Consider the following 15005-nt stretch of genomic DNA (forward strand, 5'->3'; position numbering starts at 1 on the left):
CCGCTAAGATCATATTTTAAAGACAGGCATGTCCCGAAAAAAAATCCACACCCGTTGGCAACTGCTGCTGCAAATTGTTTTTACTGCAGGCGTCCTGTTCTGGCTTTTGCACCAGACCAACTGGCAGGCCCTCAGCCAGCGTTTTGCCGAGATACGCCCATGGTGGTTTGTGGCGGCCATGGCCTCCTACGCCTTGAATTTGTCAGTATCGGTCATCCGCTGGCGCATTATTTTGCAGGCCATGGAGCGTAGCGCGCCCATGCTCTGGTTGCTCCGCCTCAACTGGGTGGGAGCCTATTTTAATCAGGTGCTTCCGGGGGCGGTTTCTGGAGATGTGATTCGCGCCTGGTACACCCGCCATCAGGCCGGGTCCATGCCACTGGCGCTGGCGGCGGTGTTCGGGGATCGCTTCATGGGTATGGGCGCGCTGATTGTCATTGCGGCACTGGCTTATGTAGTCGGCGGCTCGCGGGTGGGATTGCTCCCCCAAATGGGTTGGACCATTGGCATTTTGCTGCTGGCTTACGTGCTCATTGTCTTTCTGATTTTAAGCCCATTTCTTAATTTTCTCGAAAGAATATCCGGTAAGCTGGGCGATAAACTCCATGATATTCGTCTCGGAATGGGGGCCTTGCTACGCCATCGCCTCGCATTGGGTACCACGGTGTTTTTGTCATTCGTGATTCAGTGTGTGTCCATTCTGACGTTTTGGATTATGGCCCATGCACTGGGTGAATCACCCGATGCCGTTGCGCTGTGGGTGGTCTGGCCGGTGATCAGCCTGTTTCTGGCCCTGCCGATTTCTTTTGCTGGTTGGGGATTGCGTGAGGGCCTGATGGTGTTTTACCTGGGATACTTGCACATGGGCCACGATCAGGCCCTGGCTTTGTCCCTGTTGCTGGGCTTTAATATGATCCTGACCAGCTTGCCAGGTGCTTTGCTCTGGATTGGCTTGCACCGTCACCACGAGGCACCTCCGGATCTGCAATCGCGAACTGAAGAGAATGCGTGAGAAACTTCTCAAACGCTCTATTCAGTGCGTTGCCACTAGAAGCGGTATCGCGATATAATAATACTTGTTGTTTTTATGCAGATTCCAAGCTGGCGTAGCTCAGTCGGTAGAGCTACTGATTTGTAATCAGTGGGTCGGGGGTTCGATTCCTCTCGCCAGCACCAAATAAAACAATAAGTTATAAATTCACACACAACTTATTTTCTCTATGCTGCATGAGGCCATGCTACCGCGCCATCCGCGCCAGTGGTGTAATGTCGGGACGGGGCAACTGTTCGGCCTGCCAGAGTTCCCACTGGGTCTGCATCGCCAGCCAGAACTCCGGTGACGTATCCAACCATGCAGCCAAGCGCAATGCCAGATTCGCCGTCACCCCGGCATGTCCATTCAGCAGTTTGGAGAGTGTCAACCGACTCACCCGCAAATCCTTGGCTGCCTGTGTCGCCGTCATATCCTCCGGCAACCATTCCCGCAACACATCACCCGGATGCGCCGGATTGTGCATTCTGCTCATCTTTGCAATCCTCCTAATGATAGTCCTGATAATCCACCAGGACCGCATTCGTACCCTCAACACGCTTTTTTGTTGCGATGTGTGCAATAATGTGCAAATAGCCGTGCCATTCAACTATTCACCATTCCTCCACGGCCCATGCGCGACATAGGTGTGCTATAGAGCACAGGTGCCCTGCCGCCAAAATCAATCGGGTCTACGCACAACTATCTATATTATTTTGTCGACATATTTGATTGGGATGTGCTGGAGGGGGCGCCCACATCCCGATTGACCTTGCATAGGATTGGAGTGCTATACTTTATTTAAGCTTTCTGATGAGTTAGGGTAGTTATGAGAATGTCGATGAAGCAGCATGTCATAGGGCATGATCCATCTATTTGCCGCAACGGTCATTTCATTCGGCAGCATCACCGTAAGACATTTTATAAATGAACTTAAACATTCATTTTGGGATTTTCCGAGGTGATTAAGAAATGAATAAAATAAAACATCCCATTGCTTTTCAAATAGTTGTGCCTATATTTTTATTTGGTTTTTGTTTAATCATGCTCATTCTTCAGCTTGAGAATGGCAGTGGAAACTTTTTTGTTGTGTATGCTTTTGGGATGTTTGCGTCGGCAGTCTCTCTTTTGTTTCTTTCAAAAAGGAGAGTAGTGAAAAGCCGTATTTATGGTGATAGATATTCCTCTTCGATAGGTTTGACCATTCTGTATTTGTCAGCAATTTTTATATATGGATGTACAATGTTTTGGAATATGGATCAAGATTTGATTGGGGAGGTATTTGGGTTTTTTCTTATGGTTGTAACTTCACTGGTGTATATTATGGACTTGACAAAAGAAGAGGGTCATATAAAACCATTTTTTGAGGCCAAAAATAATGCATCCAGAAGATAGTTTGCCAGACTATGAAATCAAGGCTTTTTACTCTTTGAGAATAACTCTTCTTTTTGTTCTGATATATGGTGCGATTTCGCTATTTGTTTTATCGCTCTATGTTTTTTTGTATTGGTACATCGGAGCGTATCATTGCGCGATGGTTCCATTCCTTGCGATTGGCGGTTTTATGGGTGGGTTTGTGGTTTTACAAAAATATCCACCTACACAGATTATTATACGACAGCATAATTTCCATTATGCTGTACGCAATGTTGAAGAGGTGATTGCCGAACTAGCTGTTTTATGGGCGCAGGAGCGACGTTTTTACGGGTTTGCTTGGGGCTATAAAATAGAATTAAAAAACGATGAAGATACTTTATTCATCCCGCTTGGGATGCCCAAATACCCAGACGGTATTTTAATTAAGATTTTTCCGCTCGGGCATCGTTTTTTGCAAAAATTAACCAAATATGGTGGGGTTACCACCGTTGTTGAAGTGAAGAAAGAGGGCGAAGACGTTTTGATATACGGCCCTTTAGTAACATTAAAGAAAATATATGATGAAATCACTTGAAGCTCAATATATCGCGTTTTTGAAACTTCCGATATTTACCAGAGTGGCATTACCGGTGCTTACCATTTCTGCCATGATTCTCCAAGGTATGGTTTTCTTTTGGTATAACACGTCCTTGATGGAATTTTTAATCATGTTTGTTTTGTACTATTTTTCATGGAGAAGAATACTCGACACTGATGTATCCAATCAATCAAAATTTATTACTGCAACTTATTTGTTCAGTTCTTTGGTTATCTGCCTAGCGTTTTGTGTTTTTTTCATCGATTTTTAACGCTCCTATCATCCATTCTCCGCCTCAATGCTAATAGCCCCCATCAGCCGCACCCATGTCCAGCTACTATTGCGCTGAATGGGATGAATCCGCGTACCCTGTACTCACCAATCTAGACGCCTCCGGCTTTTCGCGTCACGCCAGGCTACCGCTCGCCTGGAGATCGGGTTCTTTCACGTTAAAGCCGCACTGGCTGTGGATGCTGTAGAAAGCAGAATGATCTCCATAATTACCTATATGGAGCTACTGCAAGGCTCCAGAAACAAGCAAGAAGATCGCGGAATAAAGTCGTTTTTGAAAGACTTCAGATTTGCAATGCTTCCCTTAACTGAAAACATTGGTCACAGAGCCTCCATCTATGTTGAAGAATACGCTCTATCAAATTCTATTGGGGTAGCTGATGCGCTTATCGTAGCTACTGCTGTCGAAGAAAATTTAACCTTGTTGAGCGCCAATGTTAAGCACTTTAACTGTGTGAAAGACCTGCAGGTGAAGCAGTTTTATCCATGAAAAGCAGGGTGTGGTGTGGTTGTCTTCCATGATGTGGAGTTTTACCATGATTTTTGATTATTTTGATAAAGGAAAGCAGACGTGAAGCCTTCTGAAGCCTTGGATTCGAAGCGCGCTGCGGTACACCATATAGTCGTATCTCATCGCGCCAGTAATCCGCGCATTTTTGGCTCCGTATTGCGCGGCCAAGGCAATGACAATAGCGACCTGGATATCCTTGTGGACCCGACACCGGAAACAACCCTGATGGATGTGGCCGCCATTCAGGTCGAACTGCAACATTTATTGGGCGTGCCAGTGGATGTATTGACCCCCAAGGCTCTACCAGACAAGTTCCGTGCCCTGGTTCTGGCTGAGTCAGTGCCAATATGAGCAAGGGTCTTCGAGTTCCTGACTATCTTGCTCACATCCTCAAAGCTATTAAGCGCATTGATCGCTATAGAACGACGCTTGCAAGACTAGACATGTTGCTATATCCATATCATTAGCGGCAGATAAATCCTGAGCCATCCCGGACTCCGATGCAAAGGGCTCCTAAGCGCGGTGTAAACGTGTGGGACTCGGGGGCTGCCATCTATGCTCACATGGCTCCGGCCCTCACGTGTTTTTCCAACGGCGCAAGTGGCTGTGGTGCTTTGTCCAGATTTGTCACTGTCTGATATGGACAATATGACCGACAACGCCCAAAAGAAAAGAAGCTCCCCCGAACAAGGTGAGTGGTAACAATCCCAGCGATAACCCGGCAAGCAAGGACGTGAAACCGGCAATCAATAGAAGATTACGCAAGCTACAGAGAGACGTGTAATAACACAGTTGTGTTAGCAAGTTACCGATAGTTTCCAAAACCCAAATGAAGGGATTATCTATATTTACATGCCCTTGTTTTTGCCGGAAACCGGAATGTCCTGAATATACATCGCCAGACACTCCTCTACCAAAAAGCGCCACAGTGCTGAGAAGTTTTTAGCTGGGCCATCTGTTCCACCACCCTATCGTGCTGCCCGCGCCAGTGGCGCAATATCCGGGCGCGGCAACTGTTCGGCCTGCCAAAGTTCCCACTGGGTCTGCATGTCCAGCCAGAACCCCGGTGACGTACCCAACCACGTAGACAAGCGCAGTGCCATATTCGCCGTTACCCCGACGCGTCCATTCAGCAGCTTGGAGAGCGTCAACCGACTGACCCGCAAATCTTTGGCCGCTTGTGTGACCGTCATGTCCTCCGGCAACCACTCCCGCAGTACCTCACCTGGATGCGCCGGATTGTGCATTTTGCTCACCATTTCTCTTAACAACGCAGGGCCCTGTCAACCTTCCATCTAAGCTGCTGATGGAGTAGCACAAAGGGTTTTTCTGGACTTCTCAGGATGAATGCGGTAACTTTTGCCGCATGGAAGTCCCAACTCTCACCGAAAACCAGCAAGCCAGCCTGCACCGTGTTCAGGTGCGACCCATCCTGCCCACGGAGCGGGAACGCTGGAATACGCTGATGCAAACGTATCACTACCGGGGCTTTCGCACCTTGGCGGGCCGTAACCTGCGCTATGTGGCTACGCTCGATGGTCGCTGGGTAGCGTTACTGGGCTGGCATGCCGCCGCTTTTCAATGCCAGGCGCGGGATCGGTGGATCGGCTGGTCCTGGATCTTGCGCCGCCAGCGCTTGCATCTCATCGCCAACAATGCCCGTTTTCTGATCCTGCCCGGAGAATCCTTCCCGAATCTGGCGTCCCGTATTCTGGCGCTGAACCTGCACAGGCTCTCTGCGGACTGGCAATCCGTCTATGGGCATCCCATCGTGCTGGCTGAGACCTTTGTGGAATCCCCCCGTTTTACCGGTGCCTGCTACCGGGCCGCCAACTGGGTGGATGTCGGCGGAACCAAGGGCTTCGCCCGCCGTCCCGGTGGTGGCTATGTCCACCACGGCCAACCTAAACGTCTTCTGCTCTTTCCTCTCCATCCACAGGCGCGGGCCTGGTTGGCCCAGCCGCAGCCCCAACTCGAATGGACCCATACCCCCATGCAAACCGTGACGTTGAGCGACGCGCAAATGGAAGGCTTGCGCCAAATCTTTTTCCGCCTTCCCGATACCCGCAGCAAACTAGGCAAGCAGCATCCCCTCCCGGCCATCCTGACGGTGGCCGTGGCCGCTGTCCTGACGCGGGCCGAAAGTTATGCCGCCATCGCCGAGTGGGGCGGTCGCTTGACCCAGGCTCAATTGAAGCGCATCCGCGCCCGATTCGATCCCAAAACCAAGCGCTACCTCGCCCCCTCCGAACCGACCATCCGGCGCGTCTTGCAAGGGGCCGATGTGGAGGCGCTGGATGCGGCGATCGGCGCCTGGCTACTGGGTACGGCGGGCTTTGAAGCGGTGGCCGTCGATGGCAAAGTCCTCAAAGGGGCCGCACGCGCAGACGGCGCTCAGGTGCATCTGCTCAGCGCGTTCCTGCATGGACAGGGGGCCACCATCGCGCAAAAAGAAATCGCCCGGAAAACCAACGAAATTCCAGAACTGCGCAACCTGCTCCAGGACGTCAACATCGCGGGCAAGGTCGTCACCGCCGATGCCCTGCATACCCAGCGGGAGACCGCCCGCTTCCTCGTCGAAGACAAGAAAGCCGATTATCTCTTCACCGCCGTCAAAGGCAATCAACGAAAACTCCGCGACCGTCTGACGTGCCTCCCTTGGGGCGATTTTCCCCCTCAACGCTGAAACCACAGAGGTCGGGCATGGCCGCTTTGAATACCGCAAAATCATCGTCGCCACCCGGGCAACCGGCCTCCATTTTCCGCATGTCGGACAAGCTTTCCTGATCCAACGCTCCACCATCAACAGCAAAGAGGGCACGATTCGGGATGATTATGCCTTCGGACTCACCAGCCTGACCCCGGATCGTGCCACGCCCGAAAATCTGTTGGGCTTGGCCCGTGGTCACTGGGAAATTGAAAACCGGAACCATCATGTCCGCGATGTGACTTTCCACGAGGACCTCTCCCAAGTCCGTACCCAGAACGGTCCCCATATGATGGCGACCTTGCGCGAACTGGCCATGAGCATTATGCGTCTCACTGGCGTCAAGAATATCGCCAAAGCGTGCCGGGATTTCGCCGCCAGCGCGCACAAAACGCTCCGCCAACTCGGATACTGAGGCGCCACCACGGGGTTTACCTATCCGAGAATAGCTCCGGAGGGCGAGCTGCGTCCGTCAGCCACCCCATTCACGATTCTGCACCCAAAATCGCCTGAAAATGCCGCATTTCCACCAACTATAGCCCCTTCAAACCACCATTAAAATCAGTGGCGAAAACCTCTGCTACTATATCTGGCGAGCTTGACGGAGCCCTGCTTAACAACGAATATCTACAATCTACATTCTACCCTTGTGGTGTGCAGGCCCTTTATCCTTTTTCGGGTGATGCTTTCCCCACCAGTCAATGGCCACCACCACCACCGCCGTGCCAATCACCGCCAAAAAGGTGACGCCCAACAATCCCATGATCTTACCGCTCATCCCGCACCCCATGAAACGCCCAGAAAGCGCCGGATTACAGCAACCATATTTTGAACGGCTTGTGTTATATAGGGGGTTCAACCCGCAAACACTTCGATTCCCACACTGAACCGTTTTGCCAGTGCTACCGCCTGCCGTAAATTGATGCTTCGTTTTCCTGCAAGCACTTCCGACACCTTGGCCTGATTGCCTACTTCCGGTATGTCACATTGGCGTAAGCCATGCTGCGCCATCAGAAACGCCAAGGCTTCCGTCGCTGTCATGGCCTCCGGCAAGGGATAGTGCCCGGACTCATAAGCTTCCATCAAATCCCCGACCATAGCGGCCAGGCTCGCCAAGGGGTGGGATTCATCCGCACCTCCCGCGTCCAGAATGATATCCAGCGATTTCACCAACGCCTGATATTCCGCATCGTTTGTGGGCGGGGTCAGTAGCGGCGCAACATAAGACCAATGTGCCAATGCCGAATCCAGTTGTGCATTATTCATTTCCAGTCTCCTCTATCATAAGCCTTGTGCGTCATCACCGCCCGTACAAACACTTTCCCGGTGTTGAAATGAATGGCGGCAATCAGCCGGAGCTTGTTGCCACCCACGTCGAACACATATTTGTCGCCCACCTTGTCCACCGCAGGAAAGCAGGCTTTCACTTCCGCAAAATTCTGCCACTGCACCCGCTTCGTCAGTCGATACCACTGCTCCAAAGCCCCGCTGCAATCTGTGAAGTCACGCTGGGCCTGCAGTATTTTGGTGCGGGAAATAATGTGCATGGCCTGATGTTATCCCTATATGGGATGATGTCAAGCCGCATAGCAAGGAGCAAGTAAAGGTATAACGTCTCTGGAGGGATTCAGGTAGGGTTAGCAGTTACCGGGCTCTCTGCGTTTCTTTAATCCGCCAGTGAACGGTCTGTCCAGCGCGCAGCGGGATCAAGGCATCTTTTCCGCAGTCTAAGCTTTCTTCTACGGTCCAAGAGGTTTTTTCCAGGATGATGCTGTCCTGGTTGCGGGGAAGTCGGTAGAAGTCCGGGCCGTGAAAGCTGGCAAAGGCTTCCAGGCGGTCCAGGGCGTCTGCTGCTGCAAATACTTCGGCATACAGTTCAATGGCGGCGTGAGCCGTATAAATACCGGCACAGCCGCAGGCCGATTCCTTGTCCTGACGGGGATGCGGGGCGCTGTCGGTGCCGAGAAAATAGCGGGGATTACCGCTGGTAGCTGCTTGCACCAGGGCCTGGCGATGGGTTTCTCGCTTAAGGATGGGCAGGCAGTAATGATGAGGCCGGATACCCCCCGCAAAGAGCGCATTGCGATTGAGCAGCAGATGGTGGGCGGTAATGGTTGCGGCAAGCTGTGGCCCGGCCTCGGCCACAAACTGGGCGGCGGTGCGGGTGGTGATGTGTTCCAGCACCATGCGCAGGCCTGGAAAATCCCGGATCAAAGGCTGGAGATGACGCTCGATAAATACGGCCTCGCGATCAAAAACATCCACCTCAGGATCAGTGACTTCGCCGTGCAGAAGGAGGGGCAGGTCGTGCTTTTGCATGGCTTCGAGCACCTTGTACACCCGTTTGAGGTCCGTAACTCCATTTTCTGAGTGGGTGGTGGCTCCTGCAGGATAATATTTCACCGCTTGGATGAAGCCGCTGTTTTTGGCTGCTTCGATTTCACTCACCGTCGTATTATCCGTCAGATAAAGGGTCATGAGCGGCTGGAAAATGCCGTCTTTTTCCAGTGCTGCCAGTATCCGGTCCCGATAGGCGCTGGCCAGCTCCACCGTGGTGACCGGCGGTTTCAGGTTGGGCATGACAATAGCTCGGGCGAAGCGTCGGGCAGTGTCGGGCAGCACCGAGGCCATGGTCGCTCCGTCGCGCAGATGCAGATGCCAGTCGTCAGGTCGGATCAGGGTGAGTTCTTGCACGGCATCATCCTCGGCAGGTGAAAACTAACCGGGATGATAAGGGGCTGGTGCCCTGCTTTTCAATGCGGGGCAGGGGATGGTGGTACAGGCGTGGTCCCCTTGTGGGGGGCTGCAGTGGCCTTTCGGGCCGCAGCCTTGCTTTGTACCTGCAGATGATGGTCAATAGCGGCGGCTTCGCGGGGATTCAGAGAGCCGATAAGTGGCAACAGGACATAGGCTTCGTCAAAGTGCCCCAGACGAATCATGGTGCGAGCGGCGCTACCGTAGGCAATAGCGGCTTCTGGATACCTTCCAGTCATGTAGTATACATTGCCCAATTCCCCATAAATTCCAGGATGATCGGGCGCTTCCTTGAGCAACTTCTGGTAATCGGCAATGGCTTTCGGGGCGTCCCGTCGCCAGTAGGCCGCCCGTGCCTGTAACAGAAGCTTGGTTTCCGCCTTGCTCAAGGTTTTGGTCGAAGCTGGTTTGGGCATGGACAGGGCCGGAGGCGCCTTGATGTTCTTGTGCGGAGGATAAGACTTGGGCACTCCCGCATGGGTAGGTTTTTCGGGTACTGCGGCGGCCGCGTTGGCAATGATGCTACAAGACGAAATCCGGAGATGGGCTCCGCTCGTCAACAGTTGCAGTCCGGTTCCCGCAAAAAGACAGGTCATCAGTGCTGCCGCCTTGAAAAGAGGTCGTCTGAGCCAAGAATTGGGGGAGGAATGATGCATGATAGGTGCGCCTCCATAATTGAGGTTAGATTCGGAAAATAACATGATTCAGTCAGCAAAATGCCTGCATAGTTCCGGATAGAGTGCAGCTGCCAGTTTTTCCAGTTCATGGCTGGCCTTACTGCGGGCATCCAGTTCGAATACGGCTTGGGCTTCGCTGAGAGAGCGACGAAAGGCCGTGCGTTGTCCGAGACGCAGACCCAAAGGCTGGAGGCCGGGTAACTCTGCGAGCATGGCTTCCGCTTCATCACTTTCGCGGATGGCATGATGGGTGTCAGCACGATTGATGAATGCCCTGACCGGGGGCGCCGACCATTGCCGGCAGACCTCCAGAAAACGCTGGGCTGACCAGATATCCGCCTGACTGGGGCCGACGGGCATCAGGATGGCATCTGCAGCTGACAATGCGCGGCGAAAACCGGTTAACTCAGAATAGCTACAGTCCATCACCTGGTAGCGGGCGTCTGTGGCCTTGTCCAGACCAGTAGCCACAGTAAGCGCGGGATGAATCTGCAGGTCTTGGCGATCATGACAAACGTCCAGCAAAGTCCCCTGTGGGTCCAGATCATACAGTTTTACAGGAACCCGATAGGCCAGCCACACGGCCAGATTGAAACTGACCGTGCTCTTGCCGGACCCGCCTTTCATGGATGCTATGACCAGACGCATCAGTGCCCCATGCCGTTCTGGGTGAGAACCCATAAGGGTTCCCGGGCGGACCTGATGCTTGATCTAGCGGCCGTATCCATAAGGGGAATACCCGTAGGGTGACTGATAAGGGCCCATGGGTGGTGGGGGCATGCTGGGACGCATCTGCTGCGGGTACTGTCCCTGGTTGGGCCTGGGATAGGCATAGCCTGGTTGGGGTGTCGGATAACGCGCATAGCCCTGACTTGGTCCGTAGTAGGGCTGCCTGTAAGATGGTTGCGGATAATAACCATAACTGCCACCCCCTTGATACTCGCCCCGGTAAGGCTGGCCGTATCCACCATAGGGGCCGCTGTTCATGTTCATGGGACCGCCGCGTGGACCATTGAAGCTCATCCCACCCATATCCCAGGGACCATTGGAACCTTGCATGGGGCCGCCATAGCCACTGAAGGGGCCGCTGTTTCCGTTCATCGGACCACTATAACCGGACCAGGGCATATCGCCACCCCAGGGACCCCAAGCGTATGCAGGGGCTGCGATGAGCATCCCTGCGGCGCCGATGCCGGCTGCGATGGTCAGCGAACGTACAGCCCGTGCGAATTTTGATGAGTGCTGCATCACATACTCCTTTTGTCTTTCAAAAAATACCCGCTTCTTTTGTCGGAAGCCTTTGAAAGGCGCGACTGAGGATGAAGCGGATTCCAAGACTGTATAAGCATACTATGTGCCACGTTTTAACCTTTTGTTTTTTTAGATAACCTTTATCTGGACAAATAGGGTGCATGCAACGTAAATCATAAAAGTTGATGTTTTTTCAATCTGAAATAGATTGTTGCAGGACAAATGTGGGCAACGCTCATTGCAACACTTGGAGGCGCGGAGAAAATTGAAGGCGAACTGGGGATATGTTGCAAAAGGGCTTGCAACAGCTGTTTCTGTCTGCTGAGCTTAGGCTGATGATTATGCATCATCATTTTAAATGAATGTTGCATGTGTCATTTTTTCTTTTCATTGAAATTCTGTAGTTATCAGCAACTTAAATTTTGGTATGAAATATGCATTATAACTTTGCGTTTTGTGCGCACCTGTTGCGCTGGTGTTTGATGATAAAAATGGAGAGTTAAAAATGGCAGATTTGTTTTCACCCGCATGGATGGCCCGTTTTGCAGAAGAATGGAACAAGGATCCGGAACTTTCTGGTGCACTGGCTCAGATTGGCTTTAATTCAGTCATAGGTTATGGCTACCCTGAAGAAGATAAGCCCAGAGCGTTTCTGGTGGTACAAAACGGCAAGGCAACCGCTTCTGGGGTTTATACGGACCAGCCCCTCAATTGGGATATTCGGGCCCAGCATCCGCAATGGCTGAAGTGGATCGAAAAATCACCGGGAATGACCGGTCTGGGAATGGCCTTTACGACCGGAAAAATCAAATTCAAGGTGGGGGATTATGCCAGCATGCTCAAAGATCCGCGTATGGCGGGACCCTTTGTGAAAAGTTTTTCGGCTATGTCGAAAATTTAATACATATCAAGACGTAATATCAGGGCTTCTGTATGCTTCAGAAGCCCTGATATGTGTTAATTGCCCAGGTGGCTATGGCTGTCTTTTCCGGAAATGCCCAAGCGGGACAGATGCCGCCACAGGGTGACACGATCAATGCCGAGTTCGCGCGCGGCAGCAGCACGATTGCCACCATGTTTATCAAGTAGTTGTAAAAGTTTATCGCGGCCATAACCGGCGTCGCTTTCATGGTCCGCAGCAGTGGAGCTGGTCGCTGAGCCCGAATGCATTCTGTCGAGAAAATCCTTGGAAAAGTCACTGTCACTGATTTCCGGTCCGGCACTGCAAATAGCCACGTATTCCATGACATTGCGCAGTTCCCGAACATTTCCCGGCCAGGGATAATCGAGCAACAGATGTTTTGCTGCGGAACCGAGTTTTTTCTTGTGACCCCCGGCAGTGATTTTCAGGAAGTGTTCGGCCAGCAGCATGATGTCAGAAGGTCGTTCACGCAGAGCCGGAATCCGGATGGGGATCACATTCAGGCGATAGAACAGGTCACTGCGAAAATCACCATTTTCTACCAGTTCCTTGAGATTACGATTGCTGGCTGCCACCACCCGCACATCCACTTGCTGGGTTTTGGTGCTGCCCACCGGCTCAAAGCGCATGTCTTCCAATACCTTCAGGAGTTTGGCTTGATGATGTTTAGGTAACTCGCTGACTTCATCCAGAAAGAGGGTGCCGCCATCCGCCGCTGCAAAGCGGCCGATCCGATCAGTGACGGCGCCTGTAAAGGCGCCTTTGACAGAGCCGAAAAACTCGGCTTCAAATAAATTGTCGGGAATGGCGGCGCAATTCACTTCGATCAGGGCTTTTTTGGCGCGATGACTTTGTTGGTGGAGCAAGCGGACCATCAGCCCCTTTCCCGATCCGGATTCTCCCTGAAAGATGACGCTGGCATCAGTGGCTGCGACCTGCTCTATCAATTCGAGGGCATCGCGCATATGCGGATCATCGGTAATAAAACCCACACTGCGGGTGCCACCCAGAATCCGCTCGGCATGACGCAGCTCGGAAACATCTTCGATGAAAAAAATGCGCCGTTTATGTTGCTTGCGTTCGACCAGACGGGTTCTGATCTGGAGAGTTTTATGGTCGCCTTCACTGACCGGCAGCAAATGATCCCAACGAATACAGCCTGTTTGCGGGCGACTGACGGCGTCGTCCTGTCCGGCAGCAATAGCGGCCCGGACCAGTTCTTTTTGCACGCTGCCCCCCGGGATGCTGCGCAGGTGCTCAAGGCTTGGAACCTCCAGTAAGGACTTAGCGGCGGCGTTGCAGAATTCAATTTTTCCCTGAATATCTGTCAACAAAATCCCTGCATCCATGGAGTCCAGTAATTCGGGCAAGACTTCACAGAGGGTTTCCAGTTCGGTGCTCAGCGATGCCATTGTTTTCTCCTGGGCTAGCACCGCGCTCTCGGGGTTACTGGTTGCCATAGGCATTCCCCTGGTACGGATAGCCACTTTGATATTGCGGATTATATCCTGGTGCTACCCCATCATAGGCTTCCTGGCGGGGAGGGGGTAGGGGAGCCCGGGGTCCGTAAGTAGGGTCATTATGATTGAAGGGCAACATGCCACTGAGAAAGGAAAAAGGTGGAGTGATGTTGCGGTTCAGGCTCCAGAACTCAGCCTGCATCTGCCCGGTGGCCCGCGCCATATAGTTGGTGGAATGAGTCATTTGCGTCATGTTTCGGGACATGCTGTCCATGTTGCGCTGAATATTGGGACTCATTTTCTGGAACTGCACGGTCATCTCATGCAGATCATGGGACATTTCCACGGCCAGATAAAACTCATAGGCCGCCAGCACCAGAAAGGCGACCAGGGCTGCATAAACAATCAGTCTGAGCTGGCGGTCCGAAAGGCCGGCAATATGATGCTGAGGCTGCGAGGATGACTCCGTAGTCGATTGTTCCGCCATGTTGTTTGGACTCCTGATGAGAAAATGGGGTCTTAAATTACATCGTGCCCGGTTTATTCAGCGCTTTTCGCTGTAAACAGGGCATGCTTTACTACTGCTTGCTTCAAGCCGGAGGCATCCCGGTTTCCGCTTCCGGGGCGTGAGAAAGCGCTTCCTGCACTTTTTGCGCTTCTGCCGGATCCAGCCGACCAAGAATAGGAATCAGCGCCGCGCCATCGGCATAGCGTCCTGCATGAATCAGCTGCATGGCCGCCTGGCCATAGGCGTTACCGGCCTGATGATAGTGCCCGGTCATATACAGAACATTGCCCAGTTCTCCATAAGCGGCAGGAGAATCAGGGGCTTCCTGGATCAGGTGATGGTAGTCGGCGATGGCGCCGGTGTAGTCATGATGCCAGAAAGCACCGCGTGCCTGCATGAGTAGCTTGGTCTGATCGGGGGTCAGGGGCTTGTTGTTATGCGTGATGGCGGCAATGCTGGGAGCACTGGTGACATGCAGGACTTTCTGCGCGGGCTGGGTAGGCGCTGCGGCAGTTTTGCTGGGTTCATTGGCGGTTATGGCCCAAATGAACAAAATGACAATGATGATCAGCAAAATCAAAATGATCAGGGGGTATCCGACAAAACGGCTGATTCCCCCCTTCTTTTGGGCGGGTGGTGGTGGAGGGGGAGAATAACTACTGTAACTGGAACTGCTCGCGGCTGCGGCAGCGGCTGCAGCAGCCGCCGCCGCCGCCCTAGCTGCCGCATCGGCATCTGCAGTGGTGCTGGTGCTGGTGCTGGATTCAGCAGCCTGGTGGGACTGCTCGCTGCCGGTGTGTAACGATTCTGTATCCACATGTGCTGCGGGAGTTTCGGTTTCTACGATGGTTTCGGTGCTGCCTTCGGCCGGACTGACAACGGCATTTTCGTCATGCAAATGCGGCTCTTCTCGAATGTCACTCATGGTTCCATACTCCTT

At 52.7% G+C, this 15005-nt stretch carries 20 protein-coding genes and 1 tRNA gene; 9 read left to right on the forward strand and 12 right to left on the reverse strand.

Annotated features, from left to right (window positions below; all coding sequences use genetic code 11):
* Positions 1-28: 28 nt before the first annotated feature.
* The gene (locus tag B1757_RS09875) at positions 29-1012 is read left to right on the forward strand and encodes a lysylphosphatidylglycerol synthase transmembrane domain-containing protein (RefSeq protein ID WP_172437665.1); all 984 of its coding nucleotides are present in this window, start codon (positions 29-31) and stop codon (positions 1010-1012) included.
* Positions 1013-1100: 88 nt separating this feature from the next.
* Positions 1101-1176: transfer RNA gene (locus B1757_RS09880), tRNA-Thr, on the forward strand.
* Between the two features lie 62 nt (positions 1177-1238).
* On the opposite strand, the gene B1757_RS09885 is transcribed toward B1757_RS09880, so the two are convergent.
* A complete protein-coding gene (locus B1757_RS09885; RefSeq protein WP_101538155.1) occupies positions 1239-1526 on the reverse strand; it encodes a HigA family addiction module antitoxin in 288 nt (95 codons plus the stop codon).
* A gap of 476 nt (positions 1527-2002) precedes the next feature.
* On the opposite strand from B1757_RS09885, the gene B1757_RS09890 reads away from it, so the two are divergent.
* From B1757_RS09890 to B1757_RS09910, 4 genes are all read left to right on the forward strand, one after another.
* Positions 2003-2425, forward strand: a complete 423-nt coding sequence (locus B1757_RS09890) for a hypothetical protein (protein ID WP_101538156.1) — start codon at positions 2003-2005, stop codon at positions 2423-2425.
* Entirely contained in the window at positions 2409-2981 is a 573-nt protein-coding gene (locus tag B1757_RS09895) for a hypothetical protein (protein WP_101538157.1), read from the forward strand. The genes B1757_RS09890 and B1757_RS09895 overlap by 17 nt, the downstream gene beginning before the upstream one ends.
* Before the next feature lie 463 nt (positions 2982-3444).
* Positions 3445-3765, forward strand: a complete 321-nt coding sequence (locus tag B1757_RS09905) for a PIN domain-containing protein (RefSeq protein ID WP_368233372.1) — start codon at positions 3445-3447, stop codon at positions 3763-3765.
* 81 nt (positions 3766-3846) lie between these two features.
* Positions 3847-4137 (forward strand): nucleotidyltransferase family protein, encoded by a 291-nt coding sequence (locus tag B1757_RS09910; RefSeq protein ID WP_101538159.1) that lies wholly within the window; start codon positions 3847-3849, stop codon positions 4135-4137.
* A 617-nt stretch (positions 4138-4754) separates the two neighbouring features.
* On the opposite strand, the gene B1757_RS09915 is transcribed toward B1757_RS09910, so the two are convergent.
* Positions 4755-5033 (reverse strand): HigA family addiction module antitoxin, encoded by a 279-nt coding sequence (locus tag B1757_RS09915; RefSeq protein ID WP_253253801.1) that lies wholly within the window; start codon positions 5031-5033, stop codon positions 4755-4757.
* A 119-nt stretch (positions 5034-5152) separates the two neighbouring features.
* Here B1757_RS09915 and B1757_RS09920 point away from each other — a divergent pair, with 119 nt between their 5' ends.
* Together B1757_RS09920 and B1757_RS16090 are read left to right on the forward strand one after the other, a co-directional pair.
* Entirely contained in the window at positions 5153-6472 is a 1320-nt protein-coding gene (locus B1757_RS09920) for an ISAs1 family transposase (protein WP_101537397.1), read from the forward strand.
* A 43-nt stretch (positions 6473-6515) separates the two neighbouring features.
* Positions 6516-6908 carry a hypothetical protein gene (locus tag B1757_RS16090; RefSeq protein ID WP_368233151.1) on the forward strand — a complete coding sequence of 131 codons (393 nt, stop codon included), beginning with the start codon at positions 6516-6518 and terminating at the stop codon, positions 6906-6908.
* Between the two features lie 219 nt (positions 6909-7127).
* Here B1757_RS16090 and B1757_RS15440 read toward each other — a convergent pair whose 3' ends face one another.
* The 7 genes from B1757_RS15440 to B1757_RS09955 form a co-directional block, all read right to left on the reverse strand.
* Positions 7128-7271: a hypothetical protein gene (locus tag B1757_RS15440; protein WP_172437666.1), complete on the reverse strand. Its 144-nt coding sequence runs from the start codon at positions 7269-7271 to the stop codon at positions 7128-7130.
* A 77-nt stretch (positions 7272-7348) separates the two neighbouring features.
* Positions 7349-7759, reverse strand: a complete 411-nt coding sequence (locus B1757_RS09930) for a helix-turn-helix domain-containing protein (protein WP_101538160.1) — start codon at positions 7757-7759, stop codon at positions 7349-7351.
* Positions 7756-8040 (reverse strand): type II toxin-antitoxin system HigB family toxin, encoded by a 285-nt coding sequence (locus B1757_RS09935; RefSeq protein ID WP_101538161.1) that lies wholly within the window; start codon positions 8038-8040, stop codon positions 7756-7758. Before B1757_RS09935 ends, B1757_RS09930 begins: the two co-directional genes overlap by 4 nt.
* Positions 8041-8137: 97 nt before the next feature.
* Positions 8138-9187 carry a dihydroorotase gene (pyrC, locus tag B1757_RS09940; RefSeq protein WP_101538162.1) on the reverse strand — a complete coding sequence of 350 codons (1050 nt, stop codon included), beginning with the start codon at positions 9185-9187 and terminating at the stop codon, positions 8138-8140.
* Between the two features lie 59 nt (positions 9188-9246).
* A complete protein-coding gene (locus tag B1757_RS09945) occupies positions 9247-9843 on the reverse strand; it encodes a tetratricopeptide repeat protein (protein ID WP_172437667.1) in 597 nt (198 codons plus the stop codon).
* A 108-nt stretch (positions 9844-9951) separates the two neighbouring features.
* Entirely contained in the window at positions 9952-10572 is a 621-nt protein-coding gene (locus B1757_RS09950; RefSeq protein ID WP_101538225.1) for a nucleotide-binding protein, read from the reverse strand.
* Positions 10573-10635: 63 nt separating this feature from the next.
* Complete coding sequence (locus B1757_RS09955) at positions 10636-11172, reverse strand: hypothetical protein (RefSeq protein ID WP_101538164.1); 537 nt, start codon at positions 11170-11172, stop codon at positions 10636-10638.
* A gap of 508 nt (positions 11173-11680) precedes the next feature.
* Between B1757_RS09955 and B1757_RS09960 the strand changes: the two genes are divergently transcribed.
* A complete protein-coding gene (locus tag B1757_RS09960) occupies positions 11681-12076 on the forward strand; it encodes an SCP-2 sterol transfer family protein (protein ID WP_101538165.1) in 396 nt (131 codons plus the stop codon).
* 56 nt (positions 12077-12132) lie between these two features.
* Here the strand turns inward: B1757_RS09960 and B1757_RS09965 are convergent, their stop codons facing one another.
* From B1757_RS09965 to B1757_RS09975, 3 genes are all read right to left on the reverse strand, one after another.
* Complete coding sequence (locus B1757_RS09965; protein WP_172437668.1) at positions 12133-13557, reverse strand: sigma-54 interaction domain-containing protein; 1425 nt, start codon at positions 13555-13557, stop codon at positions 12133-12135.
* Entirely contained in the window at positions 13544-14044 is a 501-nt protein-coding gene (locus B1757_RS09970) for a hypothetical protein (RefSeq protein WP_101538167.1), read from the reverse strand. The genes B1757_RS09965 and B1757_RS09970 overlap by 14 nt, the downstream gene beginning before the upstream one ends.
* Positions 14045-14147: 103 nt before the next feature.
* Complete coding sequence (locus tag B1757_RS09975) at positions 14148-14990, reverse strand: tetratricopeptide repeat protein (protein WP_101538168.1); 843 nt, start codon at positions 14988-14990, stop codon at positions 14148-14150.
* Positions 14991-15005 lie beyond the last annotated feature (15 nt).

The organism is Acidithiobacillus marinus (assembly GCF_002847505.1).
GTDB classification, from domain to species: domain Bacteria; phylum Pseudomonadota; class Gammaproteobacteria; order Acidithiobacillales; family Acidithiobacillaceae; genus Acidithiobacillus; species Acidithiobacillus marinus.

Coding starts and splice junctions, on each gene's coding strand:
- B1757_RS09955 (WP_101538164.1), bottom strand. CDS start 11,172: ATGCAGCACTCATCAAAATTCGCACGGGCTGTACGTTCGCTGACCATC.
- B1757_RS09895 (WP_101538157.1), top strand. CDS start 2,409: ATGCATCCAGAAGATAGTTTGCCAGACTATGAAATCAAGGCTTTTTAC.
- B1757_RS09890 (WP_101538156.1), top strand. CDS start 2,003: ATGAATAAAATAAAACATCCCATTGCTTTTCAAATAGTTGTGCCTATA.
- B1757_RS09885 (WP_101538155.1), bottom strand. CDS start 1,526: ATGAGCAGAATGCACAATCCGGCGCATCCGGGTGATGTGTTGCGGGAA.
- B1757_RS09960 (WP_101538165.1), top strand. CDS start 11,681: ATGGCAGATTTGTTTTCACCCGCATGGATGGCCCGTTTTGCAGAAGAA.
- B1757_RS09975 (WP_101538168.1), bottom strand. CDS start 14,990: ATGAGTGACATTCGAGAAGAGCCGCATTTGCATGACGAAAATGCCGTT.
- B1757_RS09920 (WP_101537397.1), top strand. CDS start 5,153: ATGGAAGTCCCAACTCTCACCGAAAACCAGCAAGCCAGCCTGCACCGT.
- B1757_RS09930 (WP_101538160.1), bottom strand. CDS start 7,759: ATGAATAATGCACAACTGGATTCGGCATTGGCACATTGGTCTTATGTT.
- B1757_RS09970 (WP_101538167.1), bottom strand. CDS start 14,044: ATGGCGGAACAATCGACTACGGAGTCATCCTCGCAGCCTCAGCATCAT.
- B1757_RS09915 (WP_253253801.1), bottom strand. CDS start 5,033: ATGCACAATCCGGCGCATCCAGGTGAGGTACTGCGGGAGTGGTTGCCG.
- B1757_RS09950 (WP_101538225.1), bottom strand. CDS start 10,572: ATGCGTCTGGTCATAGCATCCATGAAAGGCGGGTCCGGCAAGAGCACG.
- B1757_RS09875 (WP_172437665.1), top strand. CDS start 29: ATGTCCCGAAAAAAAATCCACACCCGTTGGCAACTGCTGCTGCAAATT.
- B1757_RS09945 (WP_172437667.1), bottom strand. CDS start 9,843: ATGACCTGTCTTTTTGCGGGAACCGGACTGCAACTGTTGACGAGCGGA.
- B1757_RS15440 (WP_172437666.1), bottom strand. CDS start 7,271: ATGAGCGGTAAGATCATGGGATTGTTGGGCGTCACCTTTTTGGCGGTG.
- B1757_RS09965 (WP_172437668.1), bottom strand. CDS start 13,557: ATGGCAACCAGTAACCCCGAGAGCGCGGTGCTAGCCCAGGAGAAAACA.
- B1757_RS09935 (WP_101538161.1), bottom strand. CDS start 8,040: ATGCACATTATTTCCCGCACCAAAATACTGCAGGCCCAGCGTGACTTC.